Origin of the sequence: Sulfitobacter sediminis (assembly GCF_040811725.1) — a bacterium.
Classification (GTDB): Bacteria; Pseudomonadota; Alphaproteobacteria; order Rhodobacterales; family Rhodobacteraceae; genus Sulfitobacter; species Sulfitobacter sediminis.
On record NZ_JBFNXX010000012.1, the window covers coordinates 131,306 to 145,193 of the forward strand.

Below are 13,888 nucleotides of genomic sequence, written 5' to 3' on the forward strand. Positions count from 1 at the left end.
CCTCCGCTGATTAGCCTCTCCTGAAAGACAGCCGCCCCCGTTCTACGCCGCATCGAACGGGCGCATCTTTGGCAGGCTAGGTACCGCGGCAGGGCGCTTCATGGACATCACGTTTCTTCTCAACGGGGAAAGTGTGTCGCTGCGGGGCGTCTCCCCCACCACCACATTGCTTGACTGGCTGCGCGAGGATCGGCAGCTGACCGGCACCAAGGAAGGGTGCAACGAGGGCGACTGCGGGGCCTGCACGGTGATGGTGACCGATGAGAACGGGAGCCGCGCGCTCAACGGCTGCGTCCTCTTCCTGCCGCAGCTCGACGGCAAACATGTCACCACCATCGAGGGACTAGCCGCGCCCGACGGTCGCCTGCATCCGGCGCAACAGGCGATGATCGACCACCACGGCAGCCAGTGCGGGTTCTGCACGCCGGGCTTCGTGGTTTCCATGGCCACGGCGCATCTCAATGGCGCGACGGATCATGACACGCAGCTTGCGGGCAACCTTTGCCGCTGTACCGGCTATGCACCGATCATCCGCGCCGCCGAGGAAACCGCCAGAAAACCCGTCCCACCGCACCTGCTTCATCTTTCCAATTACAATTCCGGGGGTCCGGGGGCAGAGCCCCCGAATGGCGCGGCCCGCGCCATCCAGCCGCGTTCGGCCGATGCGCTTGCGGAATGGTACCTGCAGAACCCGGATGCCACGCTGATCGCCGGGGCAACCGATGTCGGGCTCTGGGTCACCAAGCAGTTTCGCGGCCTCGGTCCCGTGGCCTTCCTCAACCGCTGCGACGATCTGAGGGGCGTAGAGGAAAGCGGGACCGGCATCCGCATCGGGGCCATGACCACGCTCAGCGATGTGGAGACGGCAATCGCGCCGCATCACCCCGGCTTCGCCGCGATGATCCGCCGCTACGGGTCGGTGCAGGTGCGCAACGCTGCGACCATCGGCGGCAATATCGCCAATGGCTCGCCCATCGGGGACAGTCCGCCAGCCCTGATCGCCCTCGGTGCGACATTGCATCTGCGCAAGGGCGATGCCCGGCGCGCGATCCCGCTTGAGGATTTCTTCATCGCCTACGGCAAGCAGGACCGCGCGCCCGGTGAATTCGTCGAGGCGGTGAGTATCCCGAGACAGCCGGACACCCTGCGCTGCTACAAGCTGTCAAAGCGCTTTGATCAGGACATCTCGGCGGTTTGCGGCTGTCTTGCGATCACGCGGGAGAGCGGGATAATCACCGCCGCCCGGCTGGCCTACGGCGGCATGGCGGGTACGCCGAAACGCGCCGCACAGGCGGAAGAGGCGCTTGTCGGGCAGCCCTTTGCCGAAGCTGCGTTCCGCGATGCCATGGAGGCGATGACACGGGATTTCGAGCCGCTTTCCGACATGCGCGCCTCTGCCACCTACCGGATGAAGGCGGCGCAGAACATGCTGCTGCGGTACTTTCACGAGATGTCAGGCACCGCGACCGATGTGCTTGAGGTCTCGCCATGAGCATCGCAAAGCCCCTGCCCCATGACGCAGCCCGGCTTCACGTTACCGGGGCGGCGCGTTATGTCGACGATATCCCGACGCCCGCGGGCACGCTGCATCTTGCCTTCGGTACGAGCCCCGTCGCGGCGGGGCGTATCCGTGCGATGAACCTTGAAAAGGTGAAGAGCGCGCCGGGCGTCGTCGGTGTGCTGACGGCCGACGATCTGCCGGGGGATTGCGATGTCTCGCCCTCGGCCCATGACGAACCGTTGCTTGCCGATGGCCGCGTGCACTACGCGGGCCAGCCGCTGTTCCTGGTGATCGCCACCTCGCATCTCGCCGCGCGGTGCGCCGCGCGGGAGGCCTGTGTCCAGATCGCGGAAGAGACACCGATCCTGAGCATCGAAGAGGCGCTGGCCGCCAATGCCCGTTTCGAGGAAGGCCCCCGCGTCTGGCAGAAGGGGAATGCGGAGGCAGCATTGGCGCAGGCCAAAAGGTGTCTTTCCGGGTCGATCTTCATGGGCGGGCAGGAGCATTTCTATCTCGAGGGCCAGGCGGCGCTGGCCCTGCCGCAGGAAGGCGGGGACATGGTTGTCTATGCCTCCACCCAGCACCCCACGGAAATTCAGCACAAGGTGGCCCACGCCCTCGGGCGGCCGATGCACGCGGTCCGGGTCGAAACCCGGCGCATGGGCGGCGGCTTTGGCGGCAAGGAGAGTCAGGGCAACGCGCTGGCCGTGGCCTGCGCCGTGGCGGCGTCTCTCACGGGCAAGCCCTGCAAGATGCGCTACGATCGGGATGACGACATGATCATCACCGGCAAACGCCACGATTTCCGCATCGACTACGATGCGGCCTTCGACGACGCGGGCCGGATCACAGCGCTGGACGTGAAGCATTACACCCGCTGCGGCTGGGCGCAGGACCTGTCGCTGCCGGTAGCCGACCGGGCGATGCTGCATACGGATAATGCCTACCACCTCTCCGACGTGCGCATTACCTCGCACCGGCTGCGCACGAACATGCAAAGTGCGACCGCTTTCCGGGGCTTCGGCGGGCCGCAGGGCATGCTGGGGATCGAGCGGATCATGGACCACATCGCACAGGAGCTGGGCCGCGATCCGCTGGAGGTGCGGCGGGCGAATTACTATGCCGACCGGACGGGAGAGAGTATCGCGGCCACATCTGATCCTTCCCCCGCGGCCAATCCCTCGCAGGACAGCGCCACGCGCGGGGCCTCCGGCGCGCGTCCTGCCGATGTCCCTGCGCCGCCCGAAGGTGCGCAGACCACGCCCTATCACCAGCCGGTCACCGATTGCGTGATCGGCGCCCTCACCGACCGGCTGACCGAAACCTCGGACTACCACGCCCGTCGCCAGCGCATCGCGGCATGGAACGCCGCCCAGCCGATCCTGAAGCGGGGGATCGCGCTGACGCCGGTGAAGTTCGGCATCTCCTTCACGCTGACCCATCTCAACCAGGCGGGCGCGCTAGTGCATGTCTACCAGGATGGCTCGATCCACCTGAACCACGGTGGGACGGAGATGGGACAGGGCTTGTTCCAGAAGGTGGCGCAGGTGGCCGCCAGCCGCTTTGGCGTGCCGCTGGACAACGTCAAGATCACCGCCACCGACACGGGCAAGGTGCCCAATACCTCGGCCACGGCAGCCTCCTCCGGCTCGGACCTCAACGGCATGGCGGTGCAGAAAGCCTGCGATGAAATCCGACGCCGGATCGAAGAGCATCTGGGGGAGCGGTATCAGACACGGGACATCGTCTTTGCGGACGGCATGGTGCGCGTGGGCGGCGAGGAAATCAGCTTTGCCCAGGCCGCGACATCGGCCTATGAGAACCGCATCTCACTGTCGGCCACGGGGTTCTACAAGACACCTGACATCGAATGGGACCGGATCGCCGGCAAGGGCCGCCCGTTCTTCTACTTCGCCTATGGCGCGGCCTGCACCGAGGTGGTGATCGACACGCTGACGGGCGAGAACCGCATCCTCAGGGCTGATATCCTGCATGATGCGGGGGCATCGCTGAACCCCGCGATCGACATCGGGCAAATCGAGGGCGGTTACGTCCAGGGGGCCGGGTGGCTGACGACGGAGGAGCTGGTCTGGGACGACAAGGGCGTGCTCAAAACACATGCGCCGTCGACATACAAGATACCCGCCTGTTCGGACCGGCCTGACGTGTTCAATGTGGCCCTCTGGGATCAACCGAATCCGGCGCAGACGATCTACCGCTCCAAGGCGGTGGGCGAGCCGCCCTTCATGCTCGGCATCTCGGCCTTCATGGCGCTGTCTGACGCTGTGGCGGCCTGTGGTCCTCGTTGGGGAGATTTGCAAGCCCCGGCGACGGCGGAAGCGGTGCTGGCGGCGGTCGAAAGGGCGCGGGCGTGATCTCTGTCGAGATCATCGGGGTGCGGGGGTCGGCCCCGCGCGATGCGGGCACGGTGATGGTGGTGGATACGCTGGAGAGCCATGGGACCATCGGCGGCGGGGCACTTGAGCACCGGGCGATTGCGACGGCACGGCGGATGCTGGCGGAAGGGCGGTCGACCTATGAGGAGACGCTGCCGCTGGGCCCCGGCCTCGGCCAATGCTGCGGTGGCGCGGTGACGCTGCGCTATGCGGAGGGCGCACGCGCGGTAGACAGGCCACTGGACCTGCCGCTTGATCCGGCGCTGGTCGCCCGGGCGACCGGCGGGGCGCTCTGGCTTTGGGGGGCTGGACACGTGGGGCGTGCCGTGGTGCGCGCGCTGGGGCCCCTGCGGCTCTTCAGTATTACCTGGATCGACAGCAGTGCGGAGCGGTTTCCGGCTGAGGTGCCTTCAGGCGTCGCCATCACACCTGCCGCAGACATGCCGCGCCTTGCCGCCCATGCGCCGCGCGATGCACATCATCTGATCTTTACCTATGCCCACGACATCGACCTTGCGCTCTGCGCGGCCCTTCTGAGACGCGGCTTTGCATCCTGCGGGCTGATCGGGTCGGCCACCAAGTGGGCGCGGTTTCAGAACCGCCTGCGGGCGATGCAGCTTGATCCCGAAAGCATCACCTGCCCCATCGGCGATCCGGCGCGGGGGAAACATCCCGACACCATCGCCCATTCCACCGCGACCGCCCTCTTGCGCTGGGACGCGCACCTGCACGATAGTGCGCCCAAGACAAGAGCGGCCGTTTGATGACTGATACCCCCCTTCTCGAAATATCCGGCCTGACCAAGGCCTATCCGGGGGTGGTCGCCAATGATCACGTGTCGCTCTCCATCGCGCCGGGCGAGGTCCACGCGCTTCTGGGCGAGAACGGCGCGGGCAAGTCCACGCTGGTCAAGATGATCTACGGGCTGGTCAAGCCGGACGCCGGGGCCATGAAGATGTTCGGCAGCCCCTTCGCCCCGCCCGAGCCGCGCGCGGCGCGGGCGGCGGGTGTGGGGATGGTGTTCCAGCATTTCTCGCTTTTCGATGCGCTGACAGTGGCCGAGAACATCGCGCTGGGGATGGAGAACGCGCCCAAGCTGCGCGACCTGAGCCAGCAGATCCGCGAGGTGTCGGACACCTACGGCCTGCCGCTCAGCCCCGACCGGGTGGTCGGCGATCTGTCGGCGGGGGAGCGTCAGCGAGTCGAGATCATCCGATGTCTCTTGCAGGAGCCAAAGCTGCTGATCATGGATGAGCCGACCTCGGTGCTGACGCCGCAGGAGGTGGATATCCTCTTTGAAACCCTGCGCAAGCTGAGCGCGGAGGGGACCGCGATCCTCTATATCTCGCACAAGCTGGAGGAAATCCGCGCGCTTTGCGACAACGCCACGATCCTGCGTCTGGGCAAGGTGGTGGCGGAATGCACGCCGCGCGAGACCTCGGCGCGGGAGATGGCGGAGCTGATGGTGGGCAAGCTCTTGCAGACGCCGAAGCGCGCGGGGAAAGCACCGGGCGATGTGGTGCTGGCGCTCAAGGGTCTGTCGGCACGCTCGCCCAGCGCCTTCGGCATGCCGCTGCGCGACATCTCGGTCGCAGTGCGCGCGGGCGAGGTGCTGGGCATCGGCGGCGTTGCGGGCAACGGCCAGGACGAATTGCTGGCCGCCCTTTCGGGCGAGATGCCGGTGGGGCGCGGGATGGTCGCGTTTCGCGGGCAGGACGTGAGCGCGCTGGGGCCAACGGCGCGGCGCGCCATGGGCATTCTGAGCGCGCCCGAAGAACGGCTGGGCCATGCCGCCGTCCCCGATATGTCGCTGACCGAGAACGCGATGCTGACGGCAGCGCAGCGCGAGAAGCTGGAGAGCGGCGGGTTGCTGAACTGGCGCGCGGCGCAGCGTTTTGCAGAGCGGATCATCGAGACCTTCGACGTGCGCACACCGGGGCCTGAGAACGCCGCGCGGTCCCTCTCGGGCGGGAACCTGCAGAAATACGTGATCGGGCGGGAAGTGCTGCAGCGGCCGGAGCTCCTCGTGGTGAACCAGCCGACCTGGGGGGTCGATGCCTCCGCCGCCGCGGCGATCCGGCAGGCCCTGCTTGATCTGGCAGAGCAGGGTACGGCGGTCGTGGTGATCAGCCAGGACCTCGACGAACTGATGGAGATCTCCGACCGCTTTGCGGCGCTGAACGAGGGACGTTTGTCGGAGCCGCGCCCGGCGCAGGGGCTGAGCGTCGATGAGATCGGGCTGATGATGGGCGGCGCGCACGGCATGGAGGTGGCCCATGTGTGAGGGACGGCAAAAGTCTTGGAAGACTTTTGGCCATTTCCTTGAAAGGAAATGGTGGCGGGCGTCTCGCGTTATCCTGTCGTTGCATCTGTGGCCATTGTTGCGCCGTGAGTTGTATTGGAAAGATGAAGCGAGGGGCTGCGCGTGATCCGGCTTGAGAAAAGACCCCAACCGAGCCGCGCCTTCTCGCTGGCGACGCCGCTCCTGGCGGTGCTGGCGACCATGGTCTTTGGCGGGCTGCTCTTTGCGGCGCTTGGCAAGGACCCGGTCGCGGCGATCCGCACCATCTTCTGGGAGCCGCTCTTTGGGCAGTACGCGTTCTTTTACCGGCCGCAATTGCTGATCAAGGGGGCGCCGCTGGTGCTGATCGCCATCGGGCTGTCGCTGGGGTTCAAGGCGGGGATCTGGAACATCGGGGCGGAGGGGCAGTACATCATGGGGGCGCTCCTTGGTGCGGGCGTTGGGCTGGCCTTCTATCCGCTTGAGGCCTTCTATGTCTTTCCGCTGATGGTGCTGGCCGGGGCGCTCGGGGGCTGGATATGGGCGATGATCCCGGCGCTGCTGAAGGTTCAATTCGGGACGAATGAAATTCTCGTGTCGCTCATGCTTGTCTACGTGGCGGAACAATTCCTGGCCTCCATGTCACTTGGATTGCTGAAAAACCCCGAAGGTTTCGGCTTTCCGGGTTCGCGGAACCTGCAGCAGTATCCAAGTGCGCATAACGCCGACCTGATCGAGGGGTCGGGGATGCACTGGGGCGTTGTTGCGGCGATGCTGGCGGTAATCTTTGCCTATGTACTTCTCAGCAAGCACCGGCTGGGCTTTGCCATCCGCGTGACCGGAGAGGCGCCGCGCGCGGCGCGCTTTGCAGGCGTTCGGCCGGCGCGGCTGGTGCTCTTTTGCCTTGGCACATCGGGGCTGCTGGCGGGGCTCGCGGGGCTTTTCGAGGTTTCGGGGCCCGCCGGTCAGGTGACGATTGATTTCAACGTGGGCTACGGGTTCACGGCGATCATCGTGGCCTTTCTGGGCCGGTTGCATCCGGTGGGCATTCTGCTGGCGGGGCTGCTGATGGCGCTGACCTATATCGGCGGGGACATCGCTCAATCGCAGCTGGGTCTGCCTGCGGCGGCGATACAGGTGTTTCAGGGGATGCTGCTGTTCTTCCTCTTGGCGCTGGACGTGCTGACCAATTACCGCTTGCGGTTTGGGCGTCGGGAGGTGGCCTGATGGATCTTTCCGCGATCAACCCCGTCCTCTTTGTCGCAGGCTTCCTCGTCGCCGCAACGCCGCTCATCTTTGCCGCCATCGGCGAGCTGGTCGTCGAGAAATCAGGCACGCTCAACCTCGGGGTCGAGGGCATGATGATCACAGGGGCGATCTGCGGGTTCGCCGTGGCGGTGGAGACCGGATCGCCGCTTCTGGGGTTCGTCGCGGCCGCGGCCGGCGGCGCGCTGCTCAGTCTCCTCTTTGCCTTTCTCACACAGATTGCGCTGGCCAATCAGGTGGCTTCCGGCCTTGCACTCACGCTCTTCGGGCTGGGGCTGTCGGCGCTCCTGGGGCAGTCCTATGTGGGGATCAAGCCGCCGCGTCTGGGCGACATCAACTTTGGCCCGCTGGCCGATATTCCGGTGATCGGGCCGATCCTCTTTACCCATGATATCATCCTCTATCTGGGCTTCGCGCTTGTGGCCGGGGTCTGGGCGGTGCTGAAATTCACCCGCGCGGGGCTCATCCTGCGCGCGGTGGGCGAGAGCCATGATGCCGCGCATGCGCTGGGCTACAAGGTGGTGCGCATCCGGACGCTGGCAATCATGTTCGGCGGGGCCTGCGCGGGGGTCGGCGGGGCCTACATCAGTCTCATTCGCGTACCGCAATGGACCGAAGGGATGACCGCCGGGGTCGGCTGGATCGCGCTGGCGCTGGTCGTCTTCGCCTCGTGGAAGCCATGGCGCCTGTTGCTGGGTGCCTATCTTTTCGGCGGCATCACGCAGTTGCAGCTTAATCTGCAGGGCGCGGGCGTTGCCATTCCGGTCGAGTATCTGGCAATGTCGCCCTACCTGATCACGATCATCGTTCTGGTGATCCTGAGCCGTGACAAGTCTGCGGCACCCGCATGTCTTGGACGGACCTTCCATGCCTCGTCATAGGGGCCAATCTGCAAACGCCCGGTAAGGGCGACATCATGGGGAATAAAATGAAACTCACCAAACTGCTGACGAGCGCGGCCATCGCGCTGGGGCTCGCGACGACAGCGATGGCCGATGGCCACGAGAAAACCAAGGTCGGCTTTGTCTATGTCGGTCCCATCGGGGATGGCGGCTGGACCTATGAGCACGACAAGGGCCGTCTTATGGTCGAGAAGGAATTGGGCGACAAGGTCGAGACGGTCTATGTCGAAAACGTCGCGGAAGGACCGGACAGCGAGCGCGTGATGACACAGATGGCGCTGGATGGCGCAGACCTGATCTTCACCACCTCCTTCGGCTACATGGACCCGACGATCAACGTGGCCAAGAAATTCCCGGACGTGAAATTCGAACACGCCACGGGGTACAAGCGCGCCGACAACGTGTCGACCTATTCCGCGCGCTTCTACGAAGGTCGCGCGATCCAAGGCCATATCGCGGGCAAGATGACCAAATCGAACATCATCGGCTACATCGGCTCCTACCCGATCCCGGAAGTGATCCGCGGCATCAACTCGGCCTTTATCCACGCGCGCAAGGCGAACCCGGATGTGCAGTTCAAGATCGTCTGGGCCTACACCTGGTTCGACCCCGCTAAGGAAGCGGATGCAGCAAAGGTGCTGATCGAACAGGGCGCCGACGTGGTCCTGCAGCACACCGATTCCACAGCGCCTCAGGCGGCCGCTCAGGAAGCGGGTAACGTCGTGACCTTCGGTCAGGCCTCTGACATGGCGCAATACGCGCCCTTCCCGCGCGTATCCTCCATCATTGACGAATGGGGCCCCTATTATGTGGCGCGTACCAAGGCCGTCATGGACGGCACCTGGGAGAGCAAGGACACCTGGGACGGGATTGGTGCCGGCATGGTGGGCATCGGTGAGATCACCGACGCGGTACCTGCGGACGTGAAGGCCGAAGCGCTGGCGCTGAAGGACGCGATTGCGAGCGGCGAATACCACCCCTTCACCGGCCCGCTGAACAAGCAGGACGGATCCGTTTTCCTTGCCGAAGGTGAAACTGCGGATGACGGCACGCTGGCAGGTATGAACTTCTACGTGGAAGGCATTGAGGGCGACATCCCCCAGTAACCGCGATCCCGAAGACCTAGATGAGAAGGCCCCGCAATGCGCGGGGCCTTCTTTCTTATATTATGCCGTCGCCGTAGCGGCTGACCCGTTCCGGAGCGCGGAGCGCGGCACCGTAAAGCGCCTCGAAGGTCGCGGGACTGACGTAGTCGCCGATCGGTCCGGCGGGAACGCCGATCCGGCCCTGTATCGACACGGTGTTGCGCGCGGCGTTGTAGCGGATGCACTTGTTGTTCCAGCAGTTCTGGCCATTGGTGATCTGGATTTCGAGGCCCGAAGGGCCGGTGCGCGTGGCGCTGGTCTGGACCGCGCAGGCGGACAGGATCGCCGCCGCACCGATGAGACAAATCAAACGGATCATCGCAAATTCCTTTCTATCTCTTCTGGCGTGCCGCATGAGGCATCGCCTTTGTGTATGTATCCTTGGCGATCGACCTAAGCCGGAGAGGATCGTTTTCGAGCGGACCGGGCCCTTTCCCGTTCACATCCGCGCGACATCGCGCGGCATCAAGCGTCGCCATCCATTGCGCGAATGATGACGCGAAATTCCGCGCTCCGGTTGATATTTGTCAGGGGAGCGCCCGAGACATCGGCACCCGTTGCAGCGCCCGATCAGTCCTGCGCCGGTGGATAGCTGCCCTCGGGCCCGTGGACCTCATCGCCCTCCAGCGCCGGGGAGAACACGCAAATCAGGCGCAGCGGTCCGGCACCTTCGGGCACACGGACCTCGTGCCTGTCATGGGCGTCGGGGGCATAGAGCGTGCCGGGGCCGATATCGTGCCGCGCACCGGTCTCAAGCTCGGTCACCGTCCCATGGCCCGCGATGCAATAGCAGGCCTCGACATGGTGCTTGTAGTGGAGGTTGAGCACCGCACCCGGCAGCACCTCGGTCTCGGTCATGGAAAACCCCATGCCGTCCGAGCGCACGAGCAGGCGCAGTGACGTCCATCCCGGCCCCGACGCATCGCGCGCGGTGTTCCGAAGCGCTGACTTTTCACGAATGATCATGGAACGCCTCCCCAGCGTCTTTCCTTTGTGGTCCCTTGGGGTAGACTGGCACGGCCCGCAGAAAGAAAGCCATTCAAATGATCAAGCTGCACCATCTCAACCGGTCCCGCTCGCACCGCATCTTCTGGCTGCTGGAGGAAATCGGCAAGCCCTACGAGGTCGCGCACTACGAGCGCGACAGCGTCACCAATCTCGCCCCGCCGGAGTTGCTGCACATCCATCCGCTGGGCAAATCCCCGATGATCGAGCTGGACGGACGGCTGATCGCCGAAAGCGGTGCCATTGTCGAGGTGCTCTGCCAGCGCTTCGCGCCACAGATGATCCCCGACCGCGATAGCGATGGATACATCAGCCATCTGGAACTGACCCATTTCGCCGAAGGCTCGGCCATGACGCCGATCCTGCTGAACCTCTATGTCGGACGCTTGGGCGAGGCTGGCGCGCCGCTGCATCCGCGCATTCAGGGAGAGTTGACCAGCCACTTCAGCTATATGAACGGGCTCTTGCGGCCCTCGGGCCATTTCGTGCTGGACGATCTGTCCGCCGCCGACATCATGCTGAGTTTCCCTGCCGAGATCGCGATCCGCATGGGGCGCGGTGACGACTTCCCGGCACTTGCCAATTTCGTCAAGGCGATGCAGGCGCGACCCGCCTACCAGCGCGCGGTCGAGAAGGGGAACAGCTGAGCGGAAGGTCGCAGGCCGACTCGCGGGAAAGCCTGCATGGATGATTGCACCTGCCTGTCCGGCATGGCACCAATCGAACCATGAAACAGACCCTCACCAGCCCCAACGGCACCCCCGCCAGCCGCCTTGCATTTGGCACCATGCAATTCGGTGGCCGCGCGGACGAAGCGCAGTCCCGCGCGATGTTCGATGCCTGCATCGAGGCGGGCATCACCCACTTCGACACCGCCAATCTCTATACGGACGGCGCATCGGAAAAGCTGCTGGGCTCGTTCCTCGGTGATCGGCGGGACAGCCTGATCGTCGCAACGAAATGCGCCTATACCGGCGGCGCGGGCCGGGACAACATCCTCAAGACGGCGGAAACCTCGCGCCAGCGCATGCAGATCGACACGCTTGACGTGCTTTACCTGCATCGGTTCGATCCGGATACGGATATGCACGAGAGCTTCGAGGCTTTCGGCACGCTCAGGCAGAAGGGGCACGCGCGGCACTTTGGCCTGTCGAATTTCGCGGCATGGCAGACGGTCAAGGCAGCGGGAATCGCGGCCAAGTTCGATCTGTCGGTCGCCGTGATCCAGCCGATGTTCAACCTCGTCAAGCGGCAGGCCGAGGTCGAGATCCTGCCGATGGCAGACGATCTGGGAATTCTCGTCGCCCCCTACTCTCCCCTCGGCGGCGGATTGCTGACCGGCAAGTACGGCGCCGGGGACAAGGGGCGCCTGACCGAGGACGACCGCTATGCCGCGCGCTACGGTCTTGAAGCCATGCACAAGACCGCCGCCGATCTGGCCGCGCTTGGCGCGGAGATGGGCGTGCATCCGGCGACGCTCGCCGTGGCATGGGCGGCGCATCATCCGACGGGGCCCTCGCCGATCATCTCGGCCCGTTCGCTTGAACAGCTCAGACCGTCGCTGGATGCACTGAATTTCCAGATGTCCCCGGAACTCTACGCGCGTATTGCGGCCCTTTCCGTGACACCTCCCCCGGCCACGGACCGGCTGGAAGAGCAGGGATGACCGATATCCTCGTGGTCGGTGGCGGGATCGCGGGGCTCTCTGCGGCCGCGCGCCTGTCGGCGGATGCCACCGTCACGGTGCTCGAGCAGGAGAGCGCCACGGGGTATCACACCTCTGGCCGGTCCGCCGCGCTCTACGAAGAGAACTACGGGCTGCAAAGCACCGTGGCGCTGAACCGGGAAAGCCAGTCCTACCTTTTCGAGGCAAATGGCGGATACCTTTCCGAACGCGGTTTCCTGATCCTTGCGCAGACGCACGAACGGGAAGCCTTTGACAAGGACGCAGAGACCCTCGGCGCCGGGGAGATTTCCGTCGAACGCGCCGCCGGAATGGTGCCCATCCTGAACCGGGATCACGTGGCCTTTGCCGGGTACCACCGCGAGGCCTACGACATCGACACCGACCGGCTGATGCAGGATTTTGCCCGCGTGATCCGCGACAACGGCGGCAGCGTGGTGACCAAGGCGCCGGTCACGACAATCGAGCGCAGAGGGCGCGGCTGGCGCATCACCGCGGGTGGCGGAGCCTATGAGGCAGCCAAGCTGGTCAATGCCGCCGGCGCCTGGGCGGACGCCGTCGCCCGCATGGCCGGGATCGTCCCCGTCGGCATCACGCCACATCGTCGCTCCATGGCGCGCGTTCCGGCGCCCGAAGGGCATGACGTGCGCGGCTGGCCGATGTTCTTTGGCGTGGGCGAGACATGGTACGCCAAGCCCGACGCGGGCGCGATGCTGGTGTCGCCCGCAGACGAGGACCCGGTCGAGCCGCATGACGCATGGGCCGAGGATATGACCCTGGCCGAGGGGATCGCGCGCTATGAACACATGGTGACGGCACCGGTGACGCGGCTTCTTGCCTCATGGGCGGGGCTGCGCAGTTTTGCGCCGGACCGCGCGCTGGTGCTGGGCCCGGATCCGTCAGAGCCCGATTTCATCTGGTCGGCGGGCCAGGGCGGATATGGTTTCCAGACATCGCCAGCTGCCTCGCAACTGGTGGCCGACCTCACCATGGGGCGCACACCCGCCCTGCCTGCTGAAATCGTGGCGCAGCTGACCCCCGACAGGTTCCGGGCATGAGCCGGGCGCTGCCCCCAACCGCGAGCGTCGCGGAAGCGCGCGAGGGGGCAAAGCTGCATGCGCCCGCCGCCGCGCGCAATGCAGAGACCATCTGCGGTATGCTGACGGCGGTCGCACCCGCGCGGGGCAAGGCGCTGGAGATCGCAAGCGGCACAGGCCAGCATGTGGTGGCTTTCGCCGCCGCCCTGCCCGGGATCACCTGGCAGCCAACCGATATCGACCCCGACCGCCTGCGCAGCATTGACGCCCACGCAGCGGATGCGGGGCTTTCCAACATCAACCCGGCGATGCATCTTGATGCCGCGGTGCCCGGATGGGGCGCCAGTCGTGGCGGGCTTGACCTGATCGTTCTGGTCAACCTTCTGCACCTGATCGGCAGCGATGAGACCCGGAACGTGATCACCGAGGCCGCCGCCGCGCTTGCCCCGGGCGGGACGCTGTTCCTCTACGGACCTTTCGCCAGGGATGGCGCGCTGACAAGCGACGGGGATCGCCGATTTGACGCGCAGCTGCGCGCCGCCGATCCTGCGATTGGCTACAAGGATACCGCTGACATGAATCGCTGGCTGACGGAGGCCGGGATTGCGGCGGAACCACCGCACGAGATGCCGGCGAACAATCTTGCTATCGTGGCGAGACGCCGGGCATGA

Annotated in this window: 13 protein-coding genes; 11 read left to right on the forward strand and 2 right to left on the reverse strand. The window is 65.4% G+C overall.

The genetic code is table 11. The features are described 5' to 3' along the window. The first annotated feature begins 100 nt into the window (after positions 1 to 100). From xdhA to AB2B41_RS15950, 7 genes are all read left to right on the forward strand, one after another. Positions 101 to 1,492: a xanthine dehydrogenase small subunit gene (gene xdhA / locus AB2B41_RS15920; RefSeq protein ID WP_367878802.1), complete on the forward strand. Its 1,392-nt coding sequence runs from the start codon at positions 101 to 103 to the stop codon at positions 1,490 to 1,492. Beyond that, complete coding sequence (gene xdhB, locus AB2B41_RS15925; RefSeq protein ID WP_367878803.1) at positions 1,489 to 3,876, forward strand: xanthine dehydrogenase molybdopterin binding subunit; 2,388 nt, start codon at positions 1,489 to 1,491, stop codon at positions 3,874 to 3,876. Before xdhA ends, xdhB begins: the two co-directional genes overlap by 4 nt. Then, positions 3,873 to 4,661: a xanthine dehydrogenase accessory protein XdhC gene (gene xdhC / locus AB2B41_RS15930; protein ID WP_367878804.1), complete on the forward strand. Its 789-nt coding sequence runs from the start codon at positions 3,873 to 3,875 to the stop codon at positions 4,659 to 4,661. Before xdhB ends, xdhC begins: the two co-directional genes overlap by 4 nt. Beyond that, entirely contained in the window at positions 4,661 to 6,181 is a 1,521-nt protein-coding gene (locus AB2B41_RS15935; RefSeq protein ID WP_367878805.1) for an ABC transporter ATP-binding protein, read from the forward strand. The genes xdhC and AB2B41_RS15935 overlap by 1 nt, the downstream gene beginning before the upstream one ends. A 141-nt stretch (positions 6,182 to 6,322) precedes the next feature. After that, complete coding sequence (locus AB2B41_RS15940; RefSeq protein ID WP_367878806.1) at positions 6,323 to 7,405, forward strand: ABC transporter permease; 1,083 nt, start codon at positions 6,323 to 6,325, stop codon at positions 7,403 to 7,405. Then, positions 7,405 to 8,325 (forward strand): ABC transporter permease, encoded by a 921-nt coding sequence (locus AB2B41_RS15945; RefSeq protein ID WP_367878807.1) that lies wholly within the window; start codon positions 7,405 to 7,407, stop codon positions 8,323 to 8,325. Before AB2B41_RS15940 ends, AB2B41_RS15945 begins: the two co-directional genes overlap by 1 nt. 47 nt (positions 8,326 to 8,372) lie before the next feature. Beyond that, the gene (locus AB2B41_RS15950; RefSeq protein ID WP_367878808.1) at positions 8,373 to 9,452 is read left to right on the forward strand and encodes a BMP family ABC transporter substrate-binding protein; all 1,080 of its coding nucleotides are present in this window, start codon (positions 8,373 to 8,375) and stop codon (positions 9,450 to 9,452) included. Positions 9,453 to 9,507: 55 nt separating this feature from the next. Here AB2B41_RS15950 and AB2B41_RS15955 read toward each other — a convergent pair whose 3' ends face one another. Further along, positions 9,508 to 9,810, reverse strand: coding sequence for a hypothetical protein (locus AB2B41_RS15955; protein WP_367878809.1), 303 nt, complete (start codon positions 9,808 to 9,810; stop codon positions 9,508 to 9,510). Between the two features lie 251 nt (positions 9,811 to 10,061). Next, positions 10,062 to 10,457 carry an ectoine synthase gene (locus AB2B41_RS15960; protein WP_367878810.1) on the reverse strand — a complete coding sequence of 132 codons (396 nt, stop codon included), beginning with the start codon at positions 10,455 to 10,457 and terminating at the stop codon, positions 10,062 to 10,064. Between the two features lie 77 nt (positions 10,458 to 10,534). On the opposite strand from AB2B41_RS15960, the gene AB2B41_RS15965 reads away from it, so the two are divergent. From AB2B41_RS15965 to AB2B41_RS15980, 4 genes are all read left to right on the forward strand, one after another. Beyond that, on the forward strand, positions 10,535 to 11,143 hold the full coding sequence (locus tag AB2B41_RS15965) for a glutathione S-transferase family protein (protein ID WP_367878811.1): 609 nt from the start codon (positions 10,535 to 10,537) through the stop codon (positions 11,141 to 11,143). A gap of 80 nt (positions 11,144 to 11,223) precedes the next feature. Beyond that, positions 11,224 to 12,162, forward strand: a complete 939-nt coding sequence (locus AB2B41_RS15970; protein ID WP_367878812.1) for an aldo/keto reductase — start codon at positions 11,224 to 11,226, stop codon at positions 12,160 to 12,162. Further along, complete coding sequence (locus AB2B41_RS15975) at positions 12,159 to 13,238, forward strand: NAD(P)/FAD-dependent oxidoreductase (protein WP_367878813.1); 1,080 nt, start codon at positions 12,159 to 12,161, stop codon at positions 13,236 to 13,238. The genes AB2B41_RS15970 and AB2B41_RS15975 overlap by 4 nt, the downstream gene beginning before the upstream one ends. Next, positions 13,235 to 13,888, forward strand: a complete 654-nt coding sequence (locus tag AB2B41_RS15980) for a DUF938 domain-containing protein (protein WP_367878814.1) — start codon at positions 13,235 to 13,237, stop codon at positions 13,886 to 13,888. The genes AB2B41_RS15975 and AB2B41_RS15980 overlap by 4 nt, the downstream gene beginning before the upstream one ends.